We start from the raw sequence: 25,137 nt of genomic DNA, 5'->3' as shown, positions 1-25,137 counted from the left end.
TGAGGCCGCCAGTGCAAAATAATGTGCTTACAAACAAAGCTACTCGGCTTTTTATTGTGCTCGGCGGTTTCTTTGTTGCCAATGCCATACTTGCAGAGCTAATTGGCGTAAAAATATTTTCTCTTGAGCACAGCCTTGACGTTGCCCCACTAAATTTCAGTCTATTTGGCATAAATGATTTGTCATTTAATTTAACAACAGGGGTTCTACTCTGGCCCTTCGTTTTTATTTTGACCGACTTAATTAACGAATACTACGGCAAACGCGGCGTTCGTCTGCTCTCCTATTTAACCGCGGGGCTCATCGTATATGCCTTTGCGATGGTCTTTGTTGGCATACACCTCGCTCCCGCAGACTTCTGGCCGCAATCTCATATCAGTCCCGATCTTACGCCAGACGAGCAAGCTTTGCTTCGCAGCCAAGTTGGCGACTACGACGCCGCCTTTAGATTGGTTTTTGGCCAGGGGCTATGGATTATTTTAGGCTCACTAGTTGCATTTCTAGTGGGTCAAATTATCGACATCACTATTTTCCAACGTATTAAGCAAATTACCGGCGAAGGCATGATCTGGCTGCGTGCAACTGGCTCCACCCTCATCAGTCAATTTATAGACAGTTTTGTGGTGCTGTTTATCGCCTTTTACATCGGCGCAGACTGGAGCTTGCAACTCGTACTTGCCATAGGTGTCGTTAATTATATCTACAAATTTCTGATGGCTGTTTTGCTGACGCCGTTGTTATACGTAGTGCATTACGTAATTGAGCGCTATCTAGGATCCGACACAGCGACGGAAATGAAGCAGGCGGCCTTGCAAAACTAACTGCTAATATGTCCCGCTTGGGGCCGCAAAATAATATCCTCAACAACAACGTTGCGATCCATACGGTATATGTCTAAAAATGCTCGGGCGACATCCTTAGCTGGCATGAACTGCTCCTGAGGAATACCCGACGAATGCCATGAGGGTGAATACGTCGGCCCCGGAGAAATACATGAAACTCGAATACCTTTGCCCCGTACCTCCTCCCGCAGCGCTTTGGTAAACCCACTCACCGCATGCTTGGCCGCACAATATGCCGACACTCCGGCATAGCCCTCCAAACCCGCTGTAGAAGACATATTAAAAATATCGCCAAATTGACGCTGTAACATGCTCGGCAATACCATACGGCTCATAAGAAATGTGCTGCGCAAATTAACCGTAATAATGCGATCAAAATCTGTCGCAGACATATCCTGTACCGCTGCGCCGTGCCAGCTTCCCGCATTGTTTATTAAGACGCTGGCATCACCCATATCCTGTTGCAAGGTCAGCGAAAAATCCAACACTTGCTGTTCGTCACTTACATCAACGGCATAACAAGCAAGTTCTTCCGCCCCAGTGCACATTAAAGCCACCTGTTCGAGCGCGGCTTTGTTTCGCGCCACTAATGCCAAACGCACTGGGAATTTAGCACTCGCAAAACATTGCGCAATAGCCGCGCCAATACCCTGCGATGCACCAGTGATAATAATTAAAGGAGCTTGCGATTTTTCAGACATTTTGCCTCACCGCGTAAGTAACACACCAAATAAGCGTTTGAATTAGTGCCGTATTAATCGAAATAATAGTATTTTTAGCGAGGGGTTTTGGCACCTGTACCCAGCTGGATATCAGGTGCCTCAATCAAACTAATGAAACACGCATTACATTGATTTAAGTAGGCTTAAATCAACTTGTTTATCTGCATGGTAGGAGGACCGAACTAAGGGGCCACTGGCGACGCTTTTAAAGCCAAGCTCAGTTGCAATACGGCCAAACTCGTCAAACTCCTCTGGAGTAACAAAACGCTCAACCGCCAAATGATCACGACTAGGCTGTAAATATTGCCCCATGGTAATCATATCAATGTCGTGGGCACGCATATCTTTCATTACTTGAATCAGTTCTTCCGCAGTTTCACCCAACCCTAACATTAAGCCGGATTTGGTCAATACATCGGGGCGGCGCTCTTTGTACTTTTTAAGCAAGTCTAAGGACCACTGGTAATCTGAACCTGGACGTATTTTTTTATACAAACTCGGCACCGATTCAAGATTATGATTAAACACATCTGGTGCGTCTTTTTCTAAAATATCTAAGGCGATATCCATCCGGCCGCGAAAATCTGGCACTAAGACTTCGATGCGAATTTCTGGACTACGAGCACGAGTTTCACGGATACAATCAGCAAAATGCTGGGCACCACCGTCACGTAAATCATCACGATCCACCGACGTCACTACNACGTATTTTAATTTCATTTCGGCAATCGCTTCTGCCAATTCACGCGGCTCATTCTCATCCAGCGCATTGGGCCGCCCGTGGGCGACATCGCAGAACGGGCAACGACGGGTACAAATTTCACCCATAATCATAAAGGTCGCGGTTCCGCCACTAAAGCATTCACCCAAGTTGGGACACGCCGCTTCTTCGCATACCGACGCCAATTTATGTTTACGCAAAATACTCTTGATCCGGCTCACTTCTGGGCCAGTAGACATTTTGACTCGTATCCAGGATGGCTTGGTTGGCAACTCAACTGTGGGAATAACCTTGATCGGAATGCGGGCAACTTTTTCGGCCCCGCGCAACTTCTCGCCCTGAACAACTTTTTTTGCGGCGGCTTTTGGGATCATTCCCACTGCGCCTTCTTGCTCTGACTTCATAATACCCCCGATGTATCGGGTAAACAGTGTTCGCTCACCTCCCGACAATGTAAATAGCCCAGCAAGTTAGCTAATTCGGCACTTAACATACTGGTAAGCTCATTTTGAGATGGCAGTTTAGCACTTCGTTGGCGACGAATATCCGTCACCGCCATACCCTGATGCCCACAGGGATTAATACGCTGAAACACGCTAAGATCCATATCTATATTCAAGCTCAACCCGTGAAACGTGCTTCCACGCCGTACACGTAATCCAAGCTGAGCTATTTTAGCACCACTATCAACATAGACTCCGGGCGCATCAGCTCGCGGATGGGCAGGAATATCTAACTCTGCCAATACCGCCACAATACTGTTTTCTATCGCTGTAACTAAATCTCGTATTCCCATGCCTAAGCGCCGCAAATCAACTAGCACGTAACCAACTAATTGCCCTGGACCGTGATAGGTAACTTGGCCGCCTCGATCAACTTGTACAACGGGAATATCACCCGGCATTAAAATATGCTCGGCTTTACCTGCCTGTCCTTGGGTAAATACGGCGTCGTGTTCTAAAAACCAAAGCTCATCAGGACTATCAACATCACGGGTGTCGGTATAGTGCTGCATGGCACGCCACACAGGCTCATAGCTTTGACGCCCTAATTTACGCAGCCAAAGCGTGTCCGGCCTACTCATTAAAGCACCATTTTAACAATGCCAGTTGCTTTCAACTCTGCAAATATTGTATCGAGCTGGGGCTTGCCAGTAGCGGTAATAACGACGGTCACGGAAACAAAGCGACCTTCGCTACTTTCACGTTCGGTTATCTGCGACTCGTCAATATCGCCTGCATTAGCACGCATAATATCAATAACGCACTGCCGAAGGTTTTGGTCTGCAATACCGATAACTTTAATGGGATATTCACAAGGAAATTCCAGCTGAGGATTGCCAGTTTTGGCTTCAGTGGATTCAGTCTTAGTAAATCTATTCATAATATACTCGCGCGGGATTTCCCCGCGCACAATCTAGCTATCAGGAGATCAAGCTCACAAAGAACAGGACTACGCTATCCCAAAGACGCTTAAGGATACCGCCTTCTTCAACAGCCTCTAAGGCCACCAGCGGTACTCGCAGCTTTTCAGCGCCATCCATATTAACCACTAACTCACCATGTTCCTGATCAGCGGCGATCGGTGCGATCAATACTTCGTCTACATTTAATTGAGCATCTAAAGTATCGCTTTTACCCCTTGGAATAGTGATAAAAACGTCTTTCTGCACACCTAAACTTACTTCTTCGCTACCACCTTTCCAAACTTTAGCGCGAATAAGCTCAGTACCACCGGCATAGAGCTGGTGAGTTTCAAAATAACGGAAGCCGTATGATAGTAACTTTTGAGTTTCGCGCTCACGGGCCTGCGTGCTGCTGGTTCCCATCACTACCGCGATTAAACGCATACCCTCACGCTTTGCGGAAGTAACCAAACAGTAACCTGCGGTTGTTGTGTGTCCCGTTTTTAAACCATCTACTGTTGGATCACTCCACAGCAAACCATTGCGATTACTTTGGCGGATATTATTGAAAATAAAATCACGTTCACTATAAAGCGCATACTCATTTTTATAAGAAATAATCGCCTTAGATAGAATCGCTAAATCCCGCGCAGAGGTATAGTGATCAGGGTCAGGCAGTCCGTGCGAATTAACAAAATGACTATTCGTCATACCCAACATTGCCGCATGCTGATTCATCATACTGGCAAAAGCGTCTTCGCTGCCCGCAACATGCTCTGCAACAGCAACACTGGCATCATTGCCAGAAGATATCACCACGCCCTTATGCAATTCACCCAGCGACACCTGCTTGCCAACCTCAATCCACATTAATGACGAACCATTAAAAATAGGATTTTGCGCCCACGCATTTTGACTAATAGTCACTAGATCGTCATTGCTGACTTGGCCACGCTCAAGCTCATACGACAGCACGTAGCTCGTCATTAACTTGGTCAGGCTGGCTGGCGGTAAACGCTCATCAGCATTGTGTTCGATCAACACCTTGCCGCTATTGGCGTCCATCAAAAAATAAGCCGATGCCGCAACACTCGGCGCCGCTGGAACTAGATCTGGCTGCGCCAAACTTGCTGACGACATAATCACTGTTGCCGCAACGGCTGCAAACATTTGCTTAAACATAAGACCCTTATCTGCTCTCATTAACTTCTGGAATCACCGGCTTCGACCACTAAGTGGGATTCACCGGACCATTGTTTTTGTAATACTTTTTTTGCAGCCTGAGCGGACGAATAATTTACAAACGGTCCAACTCTAACTCTATGCATTGCAGATTCATTATTACCACTAGAGGCGACCATCACTGGATAGCCCAAATCTACACTTAATTGCTGTTGCAACGCCGCTGCCGACGCCAGCTTAGTAAACGCTGCTACTTGCAAATAATACCGTGCATTATTCGCGTCTGCTGCTACGCTGCCATTATCCGTGTCAATGACCTCAATTTCTACCCGCGCGGTTCCCTTATCGGCATAACCGAGCTTCACCGCAGCAGCGTAGGAAAGATCAATTATGCGATCTGAATGAAACGGTCCGCGATCATTCACCCGCACAACCGCCGTCCGACCATTATCTAAATTGGTGACTTTGACATAAATCGGAATCGGTAATCGTGTGTGAGCCGCGCTCATTTCATAGAGGCTATAAATTTCGCCGTTAGACGTTGCATGACCATGAAACTTGGTTCCATACCACGACGCAATACCTCGCTCTTTATAACCACGATACTGGTCAATGAGCTGATACTCTTTGCCACGAACCACATAGGGATTCATATTCCCGGCAGCCAATATAAGCTCATGACGGGGCTTAGCATCAACGATAGTACTTGGATCTAACTTCGTAAGTGGAGCACCGTCTTGATCAAACTTATAACGCGATTTACCTTGGGTATTCGCTGGCGTTTTAGCGGCGGTACCGGCCGGAAGTGTATCCTCTTCAACCGGTGACAACGGCGCACAGGCCGCCGCCACAAGTAGAGCAGCCATCGCGAGAACACGATATATCAAGATTCCGTCGCCTCATGCATTTCCGCCGCAATTAACTGACTAAGCTGATACGCCGCCATTGCATACATTGCGCTGTGGTTATAGCGTGTAATCACATAAAAGTTCTGCAAGCCGATCCAGTACTCGTCGCCCTTCTCACCATCTAATTTCATAGCGGTGGCTTTTTGCTCAGGCGCCAACTTGTGATCACTACCTATACCTGCCTGACTAAGCTGAGCAACTGTTTTAACAGGCTTAAGGCCTGCATTGAAGAGGCTCTGGTCAGCACCCTCTTTTAACACTGCGCTAGCTACCACCGGCTGGCCACTGCGCCAGCCGTGGCGTTTGAAGTAATTTGCCACGCTGCCAATAGCATCGACTGTATTATTTACGATATCGATTTTGCCGTCGCCATCAAAATCAACTGCATAGGCGCGATAGCTACTGGGAATAAACTGACCATAGCCCATCGCGCCAGCATAAGAACCTTTTAAGCTAAAAGGTTCAATATCTTGCTCACGCACCATCAGCATGTATTCTTCTAACTGACCAAGAAAGAATGTGCTGCGACGCGGAAAATCAAAACCCAAGGTTGCCAAAGCATCAACCACACGGTAGCTACCCATATTGCGACCAAAACGAGTTTCGACACCAATAATGCCGACAATCATCGAAGCCGGAACGCCAGACACTTTCTCAGCCCGCGCTAGCTCCTCTCTATGCTCCTTCCAAAACTGCACACCTTGGGTAATGCGAGAGTCTTGAATGAAAATATTGCGGTAGCGGCCCCAGGTCATTACTGACTCTGCTGGTCGCGACATTGCATCTAAGATGGACTGTTTAGGTTCGGCTTGCTTCAAAATAGCCAACACCCAATCGCGATCAAAATTATGCTTTTCGACCATCGTTTTAATAAAGGCTTCTGCGCCGGGATTACTACTGTAATCCGCCTGTGCAGTCGTAGAAATCAGCAATGCAGCAAGCGCACCACCAAGTAATTTTTTAACTGTGTGTCTTTGCTTATTTTGTATTTTCACGTTGTGTCCTATCATTATTGGTGTACTAAACGCTCGTCTGCGCAAATACCCATCAAAACTCCAAACCCCACTAACAAGGTGACCAGCGAGGTACCGCCTTGGCTTACCAGTGGCAAGGGAACACCCACCACCGGCAGTAAACCTGACACCATGCCCATGTTTACGAATACATAGACAAAGAAAGTGAGAATAATACTCCCGCCTAATAGGCGACCGAAGCAATGTTTTGCCTGCGATGCAATCCAAAGGCCTCGACTAATAATCAAGCCATAGAGCAACAATAACAGCAATACCCCTCTCAGACCGAATTCTTCTGCCAACACGGCGATGATGAAATCTGTGTGGCTTTCTGGCAAAAAGTCTAAATGTGACTGCGTGCCCTGAAGCCAGCCCTTGCCCTCAAAGCCACCAGAACCAATCGCTGTTTTTGACTGAATGATATTCCAACCCGCACCCAATTTATCAAGTTCAGGGTTCAGCAGTGTCAAAATTCGCTGACGCTGGTAGTCGTGGAGTACATATTCCCACATTGGATAGGCCATCAACCCGACTAGACCAAAGCACGAGGCGATAAATGCCCAACTGATTCCCGCTAAAAACAGCACAAAGATACCCGAGGTGGCGATCAATATAGAGGTACCCAAATCCGGCTGCATTACAATCAACACCGTGGGAAACAATATTAACAGCAGGCTAATTACGGTATGGCGAAAACTAGGCGGTAAAGGGTGGGTCGACAAATACCATGCCACCGCCATTGGCAGTACTAACTTGGCTAATTCCGAAGGCTGAAACCGAAAGCCACCAACACCCAGCCAGCGCTGCGCGCCCTTTGCCCCCACACCGACAAAGTCTACCGCCAATAGCAAAAGCAGCACACCAATGTAGGCAAAAGGTGCCCAGCGCTGCAACTGCTCCGGATGAAACTGAGCCACGACAATCATGACCACAAAAGCGACCGACAGAAAACGCCCTTGGCGTAACACCGTCGCCATACTGCCATCGCTTGCGCTGTATAACACCGACAAACCCACCCCAGCCAAAATTAACAATAAGACCAGTAGAGGAATATCAATATGTAAACGCTGGCTGATACTGCGCGGATTACTCATACTCCGGCTATCACCGGGCATTTGCCGCAAAAAATCAGAATTACTCATTCGTTTCAGCTCCGACGGAAACAGTCACGACTGGACCAACGGTGCCCGCTGGAACAAGATCCGACTTAGGCTTACCTAACAAGTACGCGTCCATTACCTTACGCGCTGCGGGCCCAGCCACACTGCCACCATGCTCACCATTTTCAATAACCACGGCCACCGCAATCTTAGGATCGTCCGCCGGCGCAAAAGCAATAAACAAGGCGTGATCCCTGTTGCGCGCATGTATGGCGTTAGAATCATACTTTGCACCGGCTGCAATGCCGACCACCTGCGCAGTACCACTCTTACCTGCCATACGGTAAGTCAAACCGGCCTTCAAACCGCGACCCGTACCGCGCGCGCCATTCACCACTTCTTCCATTGATCGAGTAATGGCGTCCCAATGCGCACTCGAGACATCTTCCATCTTACCCAGCAGAGGTGCTACCACGGCCTCCTCGCCCACTGATGCTAGCAAGCGCGGCGCCCGCAGCTCACCCCTAGACGCGACAACAGACGTCGCTACCGCCAATTGCAGGGGCGTCGCCAGCATAAACCCTTGACCGATACCAACATTAATCGTTTCACCTGGGTACCAATGCCCGCCTCGGCTTTTCTCCTTCCACTCTCGTGATGGCATTAAACCCGCTCGCTCATTGGTATTATCAATACCGGTAACATCACCCAAGCCAAAGCGAGTGCCAAAACTATGTAAGCGATCAATCCCCAATTTGTAGGCTAACTCATAAAAATACACATCACAGGATTGCACAACTGCCTGCTCTAAATTCACGCTAGCACCGTGTCCACCGCGTTTCCAGTCACGATAGCGACGACTATCGTCCGGTAAGCTAAACCAACCTGGATCAGCAATACGGGTTGCTGGCGTCACCACACCGTAGTGTAAGCCGGCCAAACCCCACATCGGTTTTATCGTCGAGGCCGGTGGGTACTGCCCCTGTAATGCTCGGTTATACAAAGGAAGGTCAGGGTTATTTTGCAGAGCGTTGTAATCGACAGAACTGATACCGTTCACGAATAAATTAGTGTCGTAGCCTGGCGCACTCACCATGGCGATAATACCGCCGGTGTGAGGATCCATCGCGACAATTGCTCCGCGCTGATCTTTTAAGGCTTCATAGGCGACCTGCTGAACGTAGGCATCTACATTTAAGGTAATGTCGCCACCCGGCAGGGGATCATGGCGCTCCAATACCCGCAAAATACGACCGTGAGCATTACTTTCTACGTTTTGATAGCCGACAGTGCCGTGCAATAGCTCTTCGTAATATTTTTCTAAACCGATTTTGCCAATATAGTGGGTACCGCTGTAATTAACTGGATCAATAACATCTACTTCGCGCTCACTAATTCGTCCTACATAACCCAGCATATGGGCAAATAACTCACCCTGCGGATAGTGCCTCACCAGCTGTGCATCAATCTCCACCCCCGGTACGCGATGACGATTTACCGCTAACTTAGCAATATCCTCATCGCTGACACGAAACTTCAGTGGTACGGCTTCATAGGGCCGGCGTCGACTTAAACGCTTACGGAATTGCTCAATATCGTCTTCACTAAGGGGAATGATTTCGTTGATGATCGCCAGTGTATCGTCCAGTGACCGAACCCGCTCCTTTACCACAGTAAGCGTATAGCTCGGAATATTCTCAGCAAGCAGAAGACCGTTGCGATCAAAAACTAAGCCGCGCTTAGGAGCTATAGGTAAAAGCTGAATACGATTTCGATCAGATTGCGTTTTATATATATCGTAGTCAGAGATTTGCAGCTGAGAGTAACGCCCCACCAAAATCATGGTCATGGTTAGCACAATCAGAATTGAGACAGTGACCCGATGGCGATAAACGCGGCGTTCGTAAAATGTATTTTTAAGCTGCTGGCGTCGTCTCATTTTACTCAGCCATTAGCGATGATAGGGATGATTATTGAGAATAGTCCAAGCGCGGTAAAGCTGCTCGGCAAATATCACCCTCACCAGCGGGTGTGGCAAGGTCATCGCAGACAGCGACCATTTCTGCTTTGCCAAAGCCAAACACGATGCACTTAAGCCATCGGGGCCGCCAACCAAAATACTGACATTGTCACCGTCCATCTGCCAACTTCGCAGCGCCTCTGACAAACCTTCAGTACTCACAGCCTTACCCAATACATCAAGGGCAATCACTTTATCACCAGTGGGAATCGCCGCCGTCATCGCTTCGCCTTCTTGGGCGATCGCACGACGAATATCGGTATTTTTGCCCCGTTTAGGCAGGGGCAATTCTTTAATCTCAAAATTAATTTCCGCCGGAAGACGCTTGCGATATTCCGCTACGCCGTCCTCAACCCACGCCGGCATTTTAGTGCCGATGCAAATTAGGCTAACTCTCATCGCTTCCCGGCACAGGAACTTGCCACAAGCGCTCTAGATCGTAGAATAAGCGCGCTTCTGGCAACATCACATGCACCACAACATCGCCCAAGTCTACCAAGACCCAATCGCCGGTATTCTCACCTTCCATACCCAGCGGCACGATTCCGCGCTTTTTCACTTCAACCCAAACATTATCTGCCAGGGATTTTACGTGACGATTAGAGGTGCCACTGCACACCACCATAAAGTCGGTTACGCCGCTCATGTCACGCACATCTAAGGCCACAATATCGCGACCTTTTACATCTTCAAGCGAGTCGATAACCAGCTTTTTTAGTTGTTCAGCATCCATCAAACAGGAATTCCTATGTCTTACACTGTGTATATAAACCGTGTTCAGCGATATAGTCCGCGACAACGTCGGGAACAAGGTAACTAATCGACCTGCCGGAGGCCAGCCGTTGTCTAATATCGGTTGCCGAAATGGGCAGCTGAATCAGACCTAACTCATAAAAACCACCGGCGCTCACCGCCGTTAACACACTGGCCTCGGCGACCCGCCGCGCCTCAACAAACTCTGTTACCGCAGCATCAGCCGCAAGGGGGTAATCCGCCCGATGCAGCAACAGCACATTAGCCAAACTAAACAGCGACTGCCAATCCTGCCAGCGATGTAATTGATTAAAGGCATCACTGCCCATCACCACAGTTAAGGAAACCGCCGCCCCCAGCTCCGCTCGCAAATCCCGCAGAGTATCAACCGTATACGATGGCCCATCGCGGAATAACTCACGATCATCAACTCGCAAGCCAGACTGGCCGTTTACAGCCGCTGCCACCATCGCCAAACGCTGGCGACTTTCTGCACCGGGCTCACCACGTAAAGGTGGGCGATGACTGGGCATTAAGCGCAATTCGTCCACGCCAAGCGCTTCTTTAATTTCAATGGCCGAACGCAAATGACCATTGTGTATAGGGTCAAAGGTACCGCCAAAAATGGCGACTGAATTCACCGACGCTTGCTGCGAAAAATCTGTCATTTAGCCACGAATATGGCCATCACCTAACACAATATATTTCTGTGAGGTAAGGCCTTCTAGGCCCACAGGCCCGCGAGCATGAATTTTGTCGGTAGAGATACCAATCTCAGCGCCAAGGCCATATTCAAAGCCATCGGCAAAGCGAGTGGACGCATTAATCATCACCGAGCTTGAGTCCACCTCACGCAAAAAACGACGACCAGTGGTGTAATTCTCGGTAACGATAGATTCCGTGTGACCCGAGCTGTATTGGGCTATATGGTCCATTGCCTCTTCAAGCCCCGCGACCACCCGAATAGACAATATTGGCGCCAAATATTCTGTCGCCCAATCTTCATCCGTTGCGTCAGCGGCACCCATTAAAACCTGACGGGTGCGCGGGCAACCCCGCAACTCCACGCCTTTCTCAATCATTGCATCGGCAATTCTAGGCAACAACTCTTCTGCGCGGCTCTCGGCGACAAGCAAAGTTTCCATAGTATTGCAGGTACCGTAACGGTGGGTTTTCGCATTTAAAGCAATATTAAACGCTTTATCAGCATCGGCTGCGTCATCAATATAAACATGGCAAATACCGTCTAGATGCTTAATCACTGTGACGGTAGCGTCGCGTGCAATACGCTCAATAAGCCCTTTACCGCCGCGTGGCACCACCACATCGACAAATTCTGGCATGGTGATTAATTCACCGACTGCGGCGCGATCGGTGGTTTCCAGCACTTGAACCGCAGTTTCGGGTAAACCCGCCGCGACCAAGCCTTCACGAATACACAGCGCCAACGCTTGGTTTGAGTGAATCGCTTCAGAACCGCCGCGCAAAATCGCCGCGTTACCGGATTTCAAACACAGGCTGGCGGCCTCTAAGGTCACATTGGGACGCGACTCATAAATAATGCCGATAACGCCGAGTGGCACCCGCATTTTACCCACTTGAATACCGCTGGGCCGATAATTCATATCACTAATAGCACCAACAGGATCAGCCAATGCTGCCACTTGCTGCAGACCTTCGATAATACCGTCGATGCCCTTGGTATCTAGTGCCAAGCGATCCATCAAGGCAGGTTCTAAGCCGCTTGCTTCGCCCGCGGCGAGATCTTTGGCATTGGCTGCCAATATGTCTTGCCGACGCGTATTTACTGCCGCAGCCATCGCCAGCAAAGCGCGATTTTTCATACCGCTGTCAGCGGCAGCAACTGCCCGTGACGCTTGCCGAGCCTGTCGGCCTAGCTGCGCCATATATTGTTTAATATCCATTGACTCTATTTTCCCCGCACCCTGTGCCATCAATACACAAGATTTTGCACTGAATTCGTTCTGCAGAACGAAAATCCTCAGCGAAGTGGCACTGCTGAGGATAAAAAATGACGGCTAGTATAACGGATTGGAAATGGTCTCACTATCGACAATTACTAGGGAAGCTAGCTGGCAAGACCATCGAGAACATCATGAAGGGTATTTAAACGCTGCAACGGCTCATCAATACTCAATAATTGATAGGCCTGCTCTTCTGGCAAAGGTAAAAGCTGGGCAAGACGATTTGCTAAGGCTCCCGCCTCTTCAACATCCACAGCCATGCCTAGGCGCTGAATATGGGGATGCTCACCAAGCTGGCGCAGTAAATCGTGCAACTCCTCACTGCGAGGAGGTAAGGGCTGATCAGACTGCTCCGCAAGCCAATCCACATCCCCCATATATAAACCGCTATCGGCCTGCCGAGCATGATTAATTTTAAAGCGACGCCCACCCTCGACAACAATACCAAGGAGGCCATCGGGTAACTGGTTCCAATCTGCAATCCGCGCCTCAGTGCCAATCAGCGCTAGACTTGCAGGCCGCTCACCTGGCGACATCACTTCCTTGCCGCCCTCTGGCATCCACACAATGCCAAAGCTAGCTTGTTCACGAAGCGTGTCGCGCACCATATCCAAATAGCGACGCTCAAATATCCGCAGGCCCATTCGGCCACCAGGAAATAAGACCGTACGCAAAGGAAACAGCGCTAGCTCCGTGGCGACAGTAGACATCAAGCCTTCTCTCCCGCCTCTGGCCCCAGCGGTTTGATCAACAAAATGAGCTTAGGCAATAACAACATCGCACCCAGTAAGGCCGCTAGCATCGCAAGGCCCGTCAATAGGCCAAAATAAATACTTGGCGTGAAATTAGACAAGGCCAAAATTGAGAAACCAAAGACGATAATGATCGAGGTGTAATACATAGCCTTACCGATACTGGCATGACTGCGATACATCGCAGCCAAATAATTCCGATCCTTGGCAAACTCTTCTTTAAAACGGTGAACATAGTGGATGGTGTCGTCCACACCAATACCCACAGTAATCGCCGCAATGGTGATCGTCATCATATCGAGCGGAATGCCTACCAAGCCCATTCCACCCAATACCGCACCGGCTGCCAATAAATTAGGGGTCAGTGCAATAAAGGCTAAACTCAAGGAGCGGAATAGCACCACGAACATGGCTAAAATCGCCACAAACACCGCGCTTAAAGTCATAATTTGCGAGGTAAACAGGCTTTGCAGCATATTGTTGTACAGCACTAACATACCGGTTAGGTGAACCTGTTCGGGCTCAAAGCCCAGCTCATCAATTAAGTGAGCGCGAACATTTGTCAATAATTGCTGACGATGTAAAGTTCGGCTCGTTTCCTTCACCCGCACACTGATACGCACCTGATCTACATCGGTCGACAGATAAGGATCAACCAGTATCGAGGTAATCGACTCTGGCAATGAGCGCTGCGCCAATGCCAGTTGCAGATCATCGACATTCCCCATAACGATTTGCATCACGTCGTAGAAGGTTGCGAGCGACAACACCTTGCCGGTCTCTGGCAGACTGTCAACGTAGTCATGCACAGATTGAACGCGCTTCATACCCGCCACGGTGAACCATTCACTTTGCGACGCACTACTGCCACCACCAAAGTCATCACCGCCAAAATCATCACCAAAGTCGTCACTGAAGTCATCAGCAAAATCGCTGCTGAAATCATCAGCCGCCGCTGCAGGTTTAGCCGCCACTGGCTTAGCCTTCGGCAGGTCTAAAATAATATCCAGCGGGATAGTGCCACCCAGTTCAGAATCGATGGTTTCCATACCCTGATAAATTTCGGTGGTGTCATGGAAATAATCGATAAAGCGATTTTCTACTTTAAGCTGTGAAATGCCCCACACACTCAGTGCTAGCAAGCCCGCAGAAACAAATAAAATTGTTTTGCCGTAATGCTCGGTAGCGACAGCAAAATAACGCGTAAAGGTTGCTGACTCATCATTGCCACCCTTTTCCGCGCGGGACTTCAGTAACATCAGCACACAAGGCAATACGATAAACGTCATTGCCAAGGCCGCTAATACACCAATGGTCATCATCCAGCCAAAATCAATAACAGGACGAATACCGCTTACCACCAGCGACGCAAAAGCCACCAAGGTTGTTAAGGCGGTATAAATACAGGGGCGCAGCATGACGCCAACCGTTTCGGAAACCAGAGTAAATTGGTCGGCATTGGGTTGCGCGGCAGCGTATTCCCTAAAGCGCACCACCAAATGAATGGTGATCGACAACGTAATTATTAGCAGTAAAGCCACAAAGTTCGCGGAAATCACCGTTAAATGCCAGTCTAAAAAGCTCAGTAAACCTAGCATAAAGACCACGGTGAGCACGCAGGTCGACAAGGGTAATAAAGTCCAGCGCCAGCTGCGGAAAATAGCCACTAAGAGCACGACAATAAAGATCAAAATACCCGTACCGAACACCCGCAAATCGCTTTTTACAAAGTCGACCATATCCACGGCGATCATTGGTACACCACCGAGGAATACTGTAGCGTCGCCGCGGTAATCCTTAACAATATCTCTCGCCTGTGCGACTAATTCAGCCTGCCGCTCATGTATTTCGCCGGTGTAATCGGCAAAAGTTTTTTCTAACACGCTCAGCTCGCTGCGCTCTGCCGAACTTAATTCTTGCGTTGCCGCTTTTGCACGCAGCGCATCGCGCTCATTCAGCAGTTCAAAATAGCGCTCATCACGCTTTAAATTAACCTGAATCGCTGTGGTGCTGCCGTCAACGCTAGTGAGCAAAGATTTATAAATTGGGCTATTAGCTAACTCCCTTTTTACTTGCTCGATATCAATATCGGGGCTACGCAGAGTGGGAATTTCACCGCCAGTAACTTGACTCAGTGAAACGCGGGGACTTTGTAGTAGTGGGATATCGAGAATGGAATTAACGGACGACACATTTGGCAGCAAGGCCATACGCCCACGCAACTCGTCCAAGGTCTGTAATTGCTCGGGAGCAAAAAGATCACCCTTGGGTTGATAGGTTACGAGTAAAAAATCTTCCGACCCGTAGCGCTTGCTGATTTCCCTATAATATTCCAGCGAGGTATCACCCTCTAGCACCAAGGCATCCGCAGACGCATCTAGCTTCATTACGGGAATATAGGTCGACAACCAACCCACCCCCGCCAATAGCAGTACCATGACCCAGAATGCATTTCTTAAAATTATGCGTTGATATAATGAAAACAGCGCCGCAGCCATGCTAGTCCCTCAATAAGCCGTTTTTTGCCGGATTGTGTACATCCGGTACGTATTCTTAAATTGCTCACCACCCGCGTGACCAGCAATAATATCGATTACTCACCCCAACGTGGCAGCAAGGTTTGCTCAACACCCAAATGATCTAAAATCCGCGCCACCACAAAATCAACTAGATCGGCCACGCTTTGTGGCTGTCGATAAAACCCCGGTGACGCCGGCATAATGGTCGCGCCCATTTGCGTCAAACTGAGCATGTGTTGCAAATGAATAGCCGACAAGGGCATTTCCCGTGGCACCAATATCAGTTGACGGCGCTCTTTGAGCGCAACATCCGCCGCCCGTTCAATTAAATTATTACTGGCACCACAAGCTATTGCAGACAAGGTGCCGGTACTCGCCGGACACACTACCATTGACGACGGCGCGCCACTACCAGATGCAACAGCGGCCATCCAATCCTCCGGCCCATGTACTTTAAGCTGCTCTGGCGTACAAGAAAATCGTTCGCACAAGTGGGCTAACAATGCATTTGGCCGCGCTGGCAAGGGCTGATCGGTCTCAGTTGCAACGACCAACAGCGCAGCCTTAGAGATCATAAAATGCACCTGACAACCCGCCGCAAGCAAACATTCCAACAAGCGCAAACCGTACTGAGCACCAGATGCGCCGGTCATCGCCAGCGTTACCGACTTCATTCGGCTGCCTCCCAACGACTTCGCAGGGCCTTCAATACACGCTGATGCACACCGCCAAATCCGCCGTTACTCATAATGACTAGGTGATCTCCCGCTTTCAGCGAAGCCGCCAATTCACTCACGCTGCGATCAAGATCAGTACTTAATCGCGCCGGCGTAGGGCTATGTGCAATAACTGAATCCAAAGACCAATCCAAACCTGGAGGTTGATACCAAATCACCTCATCGGCACTGGCTGTGGCAGGCGCGAGACGGTCTTTATACACACCCATACGCATAGTATTCGAACGCGGTTCAATCAACGCCACAATTCGTCCCTCGCCTACACGACCACGCAGACCTTCCAAGGTCGTCGCTATTGCCGTCGGGTGGTGAGCAAAATCATCGTATACCGCAATACCACCAACGGTAGCCAGCAGCTCCATACGACGTTTTACACCTTTAAATTCACACAGCGCAGCAATACCGTCTTTAGGCTGCACGCCAATATGATGAGCAGCAGCTAGCGCCGCCAAGGCATTATTTACATTGTGCTCACCGGTATGCGCCCAGGACACCCGGCCCTGTACAACACCGCAATAAAGCACATCAAATGTAGAGAAATCATCGCTTTGTATTTCAGCCTGCCATTGCGCGACTTGATCACGGTGCGGACTCACTCGCTCGACCTCGCTCCAGCACCCCATATCGAGCACAGCATCTAATGCCGGTTCCGCCGCCGGTATAACAATGCGCCCAATAGCCGGCACAGTACGCACCAAATGATGGAACTGGCGTTGAATTGCAGCCAGATCATCAAAAATATCAGCGTGATCAAATTCTAGATTATTAAGAATAGCGGTATAGGGACGGTAATGGACAAACTTAGACCGCTTATCAAAAAAAGCGCTGTCGTACTCATCAGCTTCAATAACAAAAAAATCTGACCCGCCCAAGCGCGCTGACAAACCAAAATCCGCCGGCACGCCACCAATCAAAAACCCCGGCTGAAAACCGCAATCCTCTAATACCCAGGCCAACATACTGCTGGTGGTGGTTTTACCGTGGGTGCCCGCACAGGCCAATACCCAGCGACTTTGCAATACATGATCGCTAAGCCACTGAGGGCCAGAGGTGTAGGGAATGCCACGATTCAAAACATGCTCAACCGCCGGATTGCCCCGCGACATGGCATTGCCAATAATCACCAGATCAGGCTCGGGTGACAAATGGGCGGGGTCATAGCCTTCCATCAAGGTAATACCCTGAGCTTCTAGCTGTGTGCTCATTGGCGGATACACATTGGCATCCGAGCCCGTAACGGTGTGTCCTAACTCTCTTGCGAGAATAGCCAAACCGCCCATAAACGTACCGCAAATACCTAAAATATGTAGGTGCATATACAAAAACGCCACGCAGAAAATTCTGTGTGGCATGGTATCACCGCTATCGCGCCAGCTCTATGCTATGGCGACAGCCTTGTACTGACATTTTAAGCTAGTAACAAATTTTGACGAAGCGCGGCGCCTCCTGCCACCGCCGTCAAATGAATAAAACACACCTGCTAAATCTATACCCCTAATCATCCCGTATTAATTGCCACGATTGAGCACCGCATCCCAAAAAGNCAGCCGCGGAATTGCTCGATCAAAACCATCCAGATACTATCTTTGCACACAATAATCACACACAGCCTATGATGGCTGAGCCTTTAGGAACTGCAATGAAACCTTTAAATATAATACTGCTTTGCACCGCGCTCTCTGTGACTAGCCACGCGCACTCGCAAATGGGATCGGCGGGAATACTCGGGGGCTTACTTTCTTCCGGCACCGGCCTCGCAAGTCAATCAGCACTTCCAGTTGTAAGTAGCCTACTTGCTAGCAATGAACTGGTTGGCAGCTTAACGGGCCTAAGCAGCGAACTACTCAACACAACACTCAACACCGCACTCCCATTTCCGGTAGACGGATTAGACGTCGTCATCACCGCAATTGATGGACTGACAGCGTCTGGAACAGCACTCGAACTAGGTGGACTGACACCGCTGCTCCTCAATATTACCGATATGGCTGCGATCCCCCTTCTCGGTGGCGCGACTGAAGGCGCCATTTTTTAATCTTCACTCCCTGTACACCTAACGGAGTTAGCGGCCCTCTATCTATACAAAAGGCCAACTGTGCTAATGCTAACTCCGTATTCACACGACTCCTCCGCAATGCAAAGCCGTCACTATAAGCTAGAAATTTGCCGTAAAGGTGAGCCACACTTTTTGGGTATCAATCAGCGTCAAGCCACCGCCATTAAATGGCGATGAATCACCCGCGCTGTAGCTGGCGTAGCGTAGCTCCGCGGAATAAGGCCCCCAAGCTTTGCCTACAACAGCTCCCAGCTCGGAACCCAAATCACTGCCACCAGCGACGCTATCCTGGTCGGAACTAAAGTCATGATAGGCCAGCTGCCAATTCATACCATAAGCAGCACCTGATACCGTTAAATAAGCGTCTTTAACACCTTCGCTTATATTACCTAAACCCCTGTTTACAAAATTATCTGTCCAGCCTTGGAATTTAAACAATGTCGCCAATGGCGTAATAAAAAAACCATCGTCATCAGCACTTAGGACTTCGTAACCTAAGCCAAGCACGACGGGGGCAATATCAATATTTGCCTCCGCTAACATATAGTCGGCAGTATAATCCGCAGGGTTGTCACCACTACTTTTCTGGGTGGCATACTCAAGGTTATACGCGACAAGGCCGGCCTTCCCCTGCCAGCGCACACCGTAGGTATCGGTATCCACACGCTTAAAACCGGCAAAATTGTCATCACTTTCCAACAAATAGGCATAGCCAGATAGAATACCGGCTGCAAAGCTATAATTCGCATTAATTAAATGGGTATCCATTTCCATATCGCCAACCGTACTGTCCTCACCAAAAATACGGTTCACATTCGATATATGCGTATAACTCAACTTAAGTTTATCGACACTAGAATTCGCCACCGACAGAGCATCATATGTCTGCTCATTTTGACGCCACGCAACATGACCAACGAAACGTAAATTATCCAAGGTGATTCGCTGCCGACCGTATTTAAACTCGGTACTCCAGTTTTTATACGCAAGAAAGGCCTGATTCAACTCTGTACCAACCGGATCTGCAATTAACGGCTCAGAAATCTCACCATTTACGCCATCGTTTGAACTCCCCGCAAAATTGCTCACGTCGTCCATTTCTACAAAAGCAGTCAGACCATGATAAGCCTCTGTTTTNAAATTCAGACGACTCTTCAGCGTCAGGGCGCTGCCGGTATTTTCGCCAGCACTTTGATCCTCAGTTACCGACTCATAGCGCAGACGTAAATTTAAATGCGCCTCACCTTTAGTAAAGGCCTCGCTAATTGACTCAGCGGCAACGGACGATTGAGTGGCACAAGCCGCACCTAGAACAAGCACTGCTCGCGAAAAATTCATTTTCTTCAATATACACCTCTAGACTTAACGGACTTAAGCGCCAATAGGTCGCAAAATATCACAACCACTTATAAATAATCAGACGATCTCGTCGATGCTTAAGCAAATATAGAGCCAGCATTAAAAATAAATGAAAAAATAATATTTATATATTAAAAATCAACAAGTTAAAACAACACAATACTCACAAATATTAAGGCTTTCTAAAAAATGCATCATAATCGAACATATAAGAAAAACCACAAATCCCACCTAATGTGCAGAAATGCACCAAATAAATACAAATTAAAACCCAAGATTACAAAAGGTGCATTGTGTGCACTTTTATAACTGATCCATAATTAAATGGGCCGCCAGGAATACGGGGACACCCCCGATGAACGCCCGCCTCGCCCTGTTTTTTAGCAAAGCCCCCTCCCAACCCGTCTGCTAAAACGGAATTTCGATATCCTGTAACAAATACACTATGATGTGACATTGAAAACGTTAACGACCCCACTCAAACAATAAACAAGGGGAAGATAGTCATGGTCAAAATCCTGCGCATAGCCCGCCTATACGCCAAGCGGCTTGGCGCCTCTCTTTATTTGGCACTACTTTGCTCTCCCCCCCTGCAAGCTGAAGTTAGCGGTTTTCAAGACAGGTACTTTGCCGACGTTGACGGCAATACGTGGGTACTGCAGCTAGAAGCCAATAAAACCTTTCAGTCTATGGTCACTGCAAAATTACAAATGGGTGATACACGCAACCGCTACCTACTTATGGGCGGCGTAAACAAAATGCAGATAACAGGAAGCTATAAACCCCTGTTTGGGAGTAGCGATAATGTCGGCGGCGAACGCAGCTTTGAAATACAACGGATCGACGACTCTCGCCTGCGGCTGACCTTAAATGACGATAATGGCAAAACCAAAGAGCGGCTTATCTTCACTGCAAATACCCAGCAAGCTCCGATAGACACTGCCATTTTAGGGACATGGTTCACCATCGCCGAACCCGACGGAAAATTAGACCAGCCTTACCTAGGAGAGCAGTGGGCGATTAGCTTTAAAGATGACGGCACACTCTGCGAGGCAAGCTATGGCGTAGACACTCGCAAAGCTCAAACACCAAAAGACCCCTGCGGGGGCGGCATCGAGCGGCGCTGGAAAGCCGTGGATGGCAAAGTATATACAATCGATAAAAATGAAGAATGGGCCATGCAATTTAACTACCGCCTAATGGGCGGCCGCATGGTAGTGAGCTACCCCGGGGGGAAACGTCGGGTGGCTAACATGGCGCAGAATTTAAAACTAAGTGCGGATAATCGCTAGTAGCTCATCCCCACTATAATCCCTGCGACCGCCCTGCTCAGCAAGCTGAATTAAGGCGCGAACCTGCTCGTTCACCGGCGTAGTAAGGCCGTTTGCGGCGGCTAGCCGTATTACTTCGCCATTTAGCCATTCCACTTCGGTTTTACGCCCGCGCTCTAAATCCTCCCACATTGACGACCGCGCCAGCGGATCAATTGCCAGCATGGGCTGCGCAAGGCGTTTAAATATAAAATCGGGCAAACTTAAGACCGCCGGCAGCCAATCAGCCGGCACCGCCGTCAACTTTTGCAGGGGGATATTTGCCGCCTTAATCGCCGTCAAGGCCTCGCGCTGTAGCGCAGCCAAGCAGCAGCGATAAGCACGTTGCGATAACTCGTCTTTTAATCCGATACCCGACAAAGCATTAATTGGGTTGTTTAAATTCAATAATAATTTAGACCACAGCACTGAACGCATATCAATATTGGCGGCAAAGGGCGTCGCACTCGCCCTAAAAAAACCTGCCAGCTCTTCAGTCATCGGCGCATCTTGAATTATGACCTCGCCATCGGTTCCGGCATGAAAACAGCCTTTGCCACTCTGCAGCACATTAAAGGCGATCATACCCGGCAAAATCGTGTTTTGTGGCATCGCTCGCTGTAGCAATGCGGCGTTGCCGACTCCATTTTGCAAACTAATAATCGTAGCCCGTGAATCCAAGATCGTGGCTAATTCCGCCGCAATAGCGTCAGTGTCACCGGATTTCACCGTCACTATCACGCAATCGCGATCCGCCATTGCCGCTATATCAGTGTAAAACCGCAGCTGGGCGGCGGGAATATGGTGATTTAATCCACGGTAGTCACTAATTCGCAAACCATGCTCGGCCAATTCCGCAGCTATACGTTCACGACCGAGAAAACTCACCTCAGCGCCGCCCATCATCAGCGCGGCGCCAACATAGCAACCGATGCTACCCGCGCCAATTATGCCAACCCGTAAGGCCATGTATTACTCCGTCTTCGCAGTTATTCCTAAAACTCACTCAAGGAGAGTGACAGGGTTAATACCGGTAAGTAAGGTCAAGTCCATAGCTCAGAGGATCACCCCATAACACTGCGCGATCAGCATGGGGCAAATTATCGATGGCGTAAGTTTCATATTCTTCGTCCAATAGATTTTTACCCCACAAGGCCACATTCAGTGAACCCTTGGCAATCGCAATGCCATCCAAGCTCAAACGCGCATTCCACAGCTGATAGTCGCGTAATATAGTATAGGCGTTTTGAACATCGCCACCGCCCAAGCGAATGTCCATATAGCTGGTGTTGACGTTAAAATTTAATACCGCATTTTCGCCACGCCATACCATCCAATCTGCTGAAGCGGTAAAACTATTCACCGGCGCAGCAGAAAACGCATAACGCTGGGTGACGTTGCTGCCAAAGCTATCGATGACCTCAGTAATCTCAGCATCTAAGTAGGCGTATTCCAGCGTGACAATCAGGCCTTCGCCTAGTAAGGCCGTGGCATCAAACTCAAAACCCATCATGCTGGCCTTGCCCGCATTCAATACCTTAGTATCTGCGACGGTGCCATTGAGCAAAAAGTTCATCTGCATATCGTCAAATTCGGTGCGATAGACGTCGGCATTCACCCGCAAACGACCATTCAACCATTCGCTTTTTATACCCAACTCGGCGGAAAGTGCCTTTTCCTCACCAAAGCCATCGGCAAAACCAACGCCGTAATCGATACCATCAGACGCAGCGCCCTGGCTGCCGTCCAATTGGGGGTCACGGGTATTAAAGCCACCGCTTTTATACGCCTCAATCGCCTTGCCGTAGACATTAATCGTATCTGAGATTTCATATTCCACGAGCGCGCTAAATGAATCGTCTTTAAAACGGCGTTCACCAGTAACATTGTCAAAACGGCGATCCCCAGGCAGGCCCACCTGCGCCAAAACTGGGCTGAGAATGGGCCCCAAAATAGGGTTTTGCACTACCTCCGCCAACGGTAGAACCAAGGGCAAACCACTCACTGGAGAGTATTCAATGAACACCTCATCACGCTGATTTTTTAAGGCGTAGCGATGGTCCCGAGAATGCCGAGCACCGAGGGTAATATGTAAGGTTTTATCGAGAATATCCGGCGTCCAAGTCACCTGCCCAAACGCCGCCAAAGCTTGATTTTCTATTAGATATTTCTGGCTAAGCAAATTCACAATATGCGCATCTTCGAAGCCATCAACCGGTGCCGTTAGCTGCAAATGAAATGGGCTATTGTCCTCGACTGCAGACTCTTCAAAATAATAAGCACCAACAATGTACTCAATACCAAGGTCTTCAAAGGCACTGCTAAATTGTAGCTCGTGGGAACTTTGATGCTGCCGAATTTCAGGCCGCACCAAAGGCGTTGGCCCGCCATTGGCAAACTCCGCTGCTGGGCCGTCATAACGATTGGTATCGAGCCGATAATCCGCGGCACCAAGACCGCCACCCAAGTCCGTGTAAGCCGCATCTTTTAATTCGCGATAAGCGCCAATGTATTTAAAATCACCAAGCTCAGTGGCGGCATTAAAGATAATAGCGTGACCTTCAACATCGCTATTCGATGCCTCTAAGGGCGAGCTAGTCGCCATTGAGCTCAACATATTTGAAGCAAAACGGCTGCGGGCCTGCGCACTGTTTTTTACCGCGTTCGACTGCCCCTTATTACCGTCTGGGTCGGGGGGCGTCACCGCTTGAAACATATAATTGTAAAACTCTAACTCTGAGCGATCATAGCTGTAATCCAAACGTATCTGGTCGCTAATATCCCAACCTAAATCAAAACGCACGCCCTGAATATCGCGATCGCCAAAATCACCACCCGGGCCTACGTTTTCCACAAAGCCATCGCGGCTTTCGCTTAAATAGGCAAACTTCAGTGCCAAGCTATCCGCGATGGGCAAATTCACACTGGTTTTTGAGCGCAACAACGCGCGATTCCCCACCGACAAAACCTGACTAAACTCCACCGCATCGGGATTCGGGCGACGCGTGATCAAGTTAATCGCACCGCCCGTCGTATTGCGACCGTAAAGAGTGCCCTGAGGACCACGTAAAATTTCTATCCGCGCCAGCTCAGCAACATCCATTGATGTACCGCTAGACCTAGCGATATACACGCCATCTAAATACAGCGCCACAGGTGTGTCTTGCGTCACCTGAATATCACCAATTCCGATGCCGCGAATGTAAATCCGTAAACTTCCGCCATTAATCGGAAACGGCTCAATGGTAAGCCCCGGCACTTTACTGGCAATGTCTTTTAGACCGCTAATACCCTCAACGGTCAAGCGTTCCTCATTAAATACCGTTAGTGAAATAGGCGTGTCTTGCAGCGACTCGGTTTTCTTGCGCGCGCTTACCAACACCTCCTCTAAACGGCTCTGCTCGGCAGCGCTTGCGATATTGGTATTTACTGCAGCGCCCGCCATCAACGCTGCCAGCAAAGATCTAAATAGAACGAGCTTGTATGCGCTTGGCAGTCGTCGCGCCTCGGGATTAACCATCGCTTGTGTAAACGTCATCGTATTCCGTTTCAGAGTCATTGTTCTAATTGTTTAACGGCGCGCGCACTTCGCAATTTTTGCCGCCTGAGCAATAGTAAATCTGCCTTATTAGGGCGGGATAACCATACCACATGGGACCTAAACAGAAACCTCGTTTACGTACCTTCCGCCTTAGGGAAATTGCGCATATCAAGTGACCGCATTCTGCTATAGGCTCAAAGTCAGCATGACTA

23 protein-coding genes are annotated in these 25,137 nt (G+C 49.1%); 3 read left to right on the top strand and 20 right to left on the bottom strand.

Features of this window, described 5'->3' with window-relative positions; all coding sequences use genetic code 11:
* Nucleotides 1-23 precede the first annotated feature (23 nt).
* Nucleotides 24-821 (top strand): queuosine precursor transporter, encoded by a 798-nt coding sequence (locus GVJ32_RS06790; RefSeq protein WP_235035071.1) that lies wholly within the window; start codon nucleotides 24-26, stop codon nucleotides 819-821.
* On the opposite strand, the gene GVJ32_RS06785 is transcribed toward GVJ32_RS06790, so the two are convergent.
* The 17 genes from GVJ32_RS06785 to mpl form a co-directional block, all read right to left on the bottom strand.
* A complete protein-coding gene (locus GVJ32_RS06785) occupies nucleotides 818-1,543 on the bottom strand; it encodes an SDR family oxidoreductase (protein WP_159239272.1) in 726 nt (241 codons plus the stop codon). The genes GVJ32_RS06790 and GVJ32_RS06785 overlap by 4 nt on opposite strands.
* Before the next feature lie 144 nt (nucleotides 1,544-1,687).
* Nucleotides 1,688-2,659 (bottom strand): lipoyl synthase, encoded by a 972-nt coding sequence (gene lipA / locus GVJ32_RS06780; protein ID WP_159239358.1) that lies wholly within the window; start codon nucleotides 2,657-2,659, stop codon nucleotides 1,688-1,690.
* 26 nt (nucleotides 2,660-2,685) lie between these two features.
* Nucleotides 2,686-3,369 (bottom strand): lipoyl(octanoyl) transferase LipB, encoded by a 684-nt coding sequence (gene lipB, locus GVJ32_RS06775; RefSeq protein ID WP_159239271.1) that lies wholly within the window; start codon nucleotides 3,367-3,369, stop codon nucleotides 2,686-2,688.
* Nucleotides 3,369-3,668 carry an HP0495 family protein gene (locus GVJ32_RS06770; RefSeq protein WP_159239270.1) on the bottom strand — a complete coding sequence of 100 codons (300 nt, stop codon included), beginning with the start codon at nucleotides 3,666-3,668 and terminating at the stop codon, nucleotides 3,369-3,371. Before GVJ32_RS06770 ends, lipB begins: the two co-directional genes overlap by 1 nt.
* Before the next feature lie 40 nt (nucleotides 3,669-3,708).
* Nucleotides 3,709-4,872, bottom strand: a complete 1,164-nt coding sequence (locus GVJ32_RS06765; RefSeq protein ID WP_159239269.1) for a D-alanyl-D-alanine carboxypeptidase family protein — start codon at nucleotides 4,870-4,872, stop codon at nucleotides 3,709-3,711.
* Between the two features lie 20 nt (nucleotides 4,873-4,892).
* Nucleotides 4,893-5,759, bottom strand: a complete 867-nt coding sequence (locus GVJ32_RS06760; RefSeq protein WP_159239268.1) for a septal ring lytic transglycosylase RlpA family protein — start codon at nucleotides 5,757-5,759, stop codon at nucleotides 4,893-4,895.
* On the bottom strand, nucleotides 5,756-6,775 hold the full coding sequence (mltB, locus tag GVJ32_RS06755) for a lytic murein transglycosylase B (RefSeq protein WP_235035070.1): 1,020 nt from the start codon (nucleotides 6,773-6,775) through the stop codon (nucleotides 5,756-5,758). The genes GVJ32_RS06760 and mltB overlap by 4 nt, the downstream gene beginning before the upstream one ends.
* A 14-nt stretch (nucleotides 6,776-6,789) precedes the next feature.
* On the bottom strand, nucleotides 6,790-7,935 hold the full coding sequence (rodA, locus tag GVJ32_RS06750; protein ID WP_159239266.1) for a rod shape-determining protein RodA: 1,146 nt from the start codon (nucleotides 7,933-7,935) through the stop codon (nucleotides 6,790-6,792).
* Nucleotides 7,928-9,832: a penicillin-binding protein 2 gene (mrdA, locus tag GVJ32_RS06745; RefSeq protein WP_159239265.1), complete on the bottom strand. Its 1,905-nt coding sequence runs from the start codon at nucleotides 9,830-9,832 to the stop codon at nucleotides 7,928-7,930. The genes rodA and mrdA overlap by 8 nt, the downstream gene beginning before the upstream one ends.
* Before the next feature lie 12 nt (nucleotides 9,833-9,844).
* Complete coding sequence (rlmH, locus tag GVJ32_RS06740) at nucleotides 9,845-10,312, bottom strand: 23S rRNA (pseudouridine(1915)-N(3))-methyltransferase RlmH (RefSeq protein WP_159239264.1); 468 nt, start codon at nucleotides 10,310-10,312, stop codon at nucleotides 9,845-9,847.
* Nucleotides 10,302-10,646 (bottom strand): ribosome silencing factor, encoded by a 345-nt coding sequence (gene rsfS / locus GVJ32_RS06735; RefSeq protein ID WP_159239263.1) that lies wholly within the window; start codon nucleotides 10,644-10,646, stop codon nucleotides 10,302-10,304. Before rsfS ends, rlmH begins: the two co-directional genes overlap by 11 nt.
* A gap of 13 nt (nucleotides 10,647-10,659) precedes the next feature.
* A complete protein-coding gene (gene nadD / locus GVJ32_RS06730; protein WP_159239262.1) occupies nucleotides 10,660-11,334 on the bottom strand; it encodes a nicotinate-nucleotide adenylyltransferase in 675 nt (224 codons plus the stop codon).
* On the bottom strand, nucleotides 11,335-12,591 hold the full coding sequence (locus tag GVJ32_RS06725; RefSeq protein ID WP_159239261.1) for a glutamate-5-semialdehyde dehydrogenase: 1,257 nt from the start codon (nucleotides 12,589-12,591) through the stop codon (nucleotides 11,335-11,337).
* A gap of 164 nt (nucleotides 12,592-12,755) precedes the next feature.
* Nucleotides 12,756-13,361: an LON peptidase substrate-binding domain-containing protein gene (locus GVJ32_RS06720; protein WP_159239260.1), complete on the bottom strand. Its 606-nt coding sequence runs from the start codon at nucleotides 13,359-13,361 to the stop codon at nucleotides 12,756-12,758.
* Entirely contained in the window at nucleotides 13,361-15,901 is a 2,541-nt protein-coding gene (locus GVJ32_RS06715) for an efflux RND transporter permease subunit (RefSeq protein WP_159239259.1), read from the bottom strand. Before GVJ32_RS06715 ends, GVJ32_RS06720 begins: the two co-directional genes overlap by 1 nt.
* A 95-nt stretch (nucleotides 15,902-15,996) precedes the next feature.
* Nucleotides 15,997-16,596 carry a flavin prenyltransferase UbiX gene (locus GVJ32_RS06710; RefSeq protein WP_200841352.1) on the bottom strand — a complete coding sequence of 200 codons (600 nt, stop codon included), beginning with the start codon at nucleotides 16,594-16,596 and terminating at the stop codon, nucleotides 15,997-15,999.
* Nucleotides 16,593-17,975, bottom strand: coding sequence for a UDP-N-acetylmuramate:L-alanyl-gamma-D-glutamyl-meso-diaminopimelate ligase (gene mpl, locus GVJ32_RS06705; RefSeq protein WP_159239357.1), 1,383 nt, complete (start codon nucleotides 17,973-17,975; stop codon nucleotides 16,593-16,595). The genes GVJ32_RS06710 and mpl overlap by 4 nt, the downstream gene beginning before the upstream one ends.
* Nucleotides 17,976-18,298: 323 nt before the next feature.
* Between mpl and GVJ32_RS06700 the strand changes: the two genes are divergently transcribed.
* Complete coding sequence (locus GVJ32_RS06700) at nucleotides 18,299-18,694, top strand: hypothetical protein (RefSeq protein ID WP_159239257.1); 396 nt, start codon at nucleotides 18,299-18,301, stop codon at nucleotides 18,692-18,694.
* 120 nt (nucleotides 18,695-18,814) lie between these two features.
* Here the strand turns inward: GVJ32_RS06700 and GVJ32_RS06695 are convergent, their stop codons facing one another.
* Complete coding sequence (locus tag GVJ32_RS06695; protein WP_159239256.1) at nucleotides 18,815-20,053, bottom strand: alginate export family protein; 1,239 nt, start codon at nucleotides 20,051-20,053, stop codon at nucleotides 18,815-18,817.
* Between the two features lie 527 nt (nucleotides 20,054-20,580).
* Here GVJ32_RS06695 and GVJ32_RS06690 point away from each other — a divergent pair.
* Nucleotides 20,581-21,366 (top strand): hypothetical protein, encoded by a 786-nt coding sequence (locus tag GVJ32_RS06690; RefSeq protein WP_159239255.1) that lies wholly within the window; start codon nucleotides 20,581-20,583, stop codon nucleotides 21,364-21,366.
* On the opposite strand, the gene GVJ32_RS06685 is transcribed toward GVJ32_RS06690, so the two are convergent.
* Nucleotides 21,346-22,353, bottom strand: a complete 1,008-nt coding sequence (locus GVJ32_RS06685; protein ID WP_159239254.1) for a 2-dehydropantoate 2-reductase — start codon at nucleotides 22,351-22,353, stop codon at nucleotides 21,346-21,348. The genes GVJ32_RS06690 and GVJ32_RS06685 overlap by 21 nt on opposite strands.
* Nucleotides 22,354-22,408: 55 nt before the next feature.
* Nucleotides 22,409-24,922, bottom strand: a complete 2,514-nt coding sequence (locus tag GVJ32_RS06680; protein ID WP_159239253.1) for a TonB-dependent receptor — start codon at nucleotides 24,920-24,922, stop codon at nucleotides 22,409-22,411.
* Nucleotides 24,923-25,137: the final 215 nt, after the last annotated feature.

This window comes from Zhongshania aliphaticivorans (genome assembly GCF_902705855.1).
GTDB classification, from domain to species: domain Bacteria; phylum Pseudomonadota; class Gammaproteobacteria; order Pseudomonadales; family Spongiibacteraceae; genus Spongiibacter; species Spongiibacter aliphaticivorans_B.
The sequence above is the reverse complement of the archived record's forward strand: the minus strand, read 5'-3'. Positions and strand labels throughout refer to the sequence as shown.

Coding starts and splice junctions, on each gene's coding strand:
- nadD (WP_159239262.1), bottom strand. CDS start 11,334: ATGACAGATTTTTCGCAGCAAGCGTCGGTGAATTCAGTCGCCATTTTT.
- rsfS (WP_159239263.1), bottom strand. CDS start 10,646: ATGGATGCTGAACAACTAAAAAAGCTGGTTATCGACTCGCTTGAAGAT.
- GVJ32_RS06785 (WP_159239272.1), bottom strand. CDS start 1,543: ATGTCTGAAAAATCGCAAGCTCCTTTAATTATTATCACTGGTGCATCG.
- GVJ32_RS06725 (WP_159239261.1), bottom strand. CDS start 12,591: ATGGATATTAAACAATATATGGCGCAGCTAGGCCGACAGGCTCGGCAA.
- GVJ32_RS06685 (WP_159239254.1), bottom strand. CDS start 22,353: ATGGCCTTACGGGTTGGCATAATTGGCGCGGGTAGCATCGGTTGCTAT.
- GVJ32_RS06680 (WP_159239253.1), bottom strand. CDS start 24,922: ATGACGTTTACACAAGCGATGGTTAATCCCGAGGCGCGACGACTGCCA.
- rodA (WP_159239266.1), bottom strand. CDS start 7,935: ATGAGTAATTCTGATTTTTTGCGGCAAATGCCCGGTGATAGCCGGAGT.
- GVJ32_RS06770 (WP_159239270.1), bottom strand. CDS start 3,668: ATGAATAGATTTACTAAGACTGAATCCACTGAAGCCAAAACTGGCAAT.
- GVJ32_RS06715 (WP_159239259.1), bottom strand. CDS start 15,901: ATGGCTGCGGCGCTGTTTTCATTATATCAACGCATAATTTTAAGAAAT.
- GVJ32_RS06765 (WP_159239269.1), bottom strand. CDS start 4,872: ATGTTTAAGCAAATGTTTGCAGCCGTTGCGGCAACAGTGATTATGTCG.
- GVJ32_RS06700 (WP_159239257.1), top strand. CDS start 18,299: ATGAAACCTTTAAATATAATACTGCTTTGCACCGCGCTCTCTGTGACT.
- GVJ32_RS06690 (WP_159239255.1), top strand. CDS start 20,581: ATGGTCAAAATCCTGCGCATAGCCCGCCTATACGCCAAGCGGCTTGGC.
- GVJ32_RS06720 (WP_159239260.1), bottom strand. CDS start 13,361: ATGTCTACTGTCGCCACGGAGCTAGCGCTGTTTCCTTTGCGTACGGTC.
- GVJ32_RS06710 (WP_200841352.1), bottom strand. CDS start 16,596: ATGAAGTCGGTAACGCTGGCGATGACCGGCGCATCTGGTGCTCAGTAC.
- lipB (WP_159239271.1), bottom strand. CDS start 3,369: ATGAGTAGGCCGGACACGCTTTGGCTGCGTAAATTAGGGCGTCAAAGC.
- mrdA (WP_159239265.1), bottom strand. CDS start 9,832: ATGAGACGACGCCAGCAGCTTAAAAATACATTTTACGAACGCCGCGTT.
- rlmH (WP_159239264.1), bottom strand. CDS start 10,312: ATGAGAGTTAGCCTAATTTGCATCGGCACTAAAATGCCGGCGTGGGTT.
- mpl (WP_159239357.1), bottom strand. CDS start 17,975: ATGCACCTACATATTTTAGGTATTTGCGGTACGTTTATGGGCGGTTTG.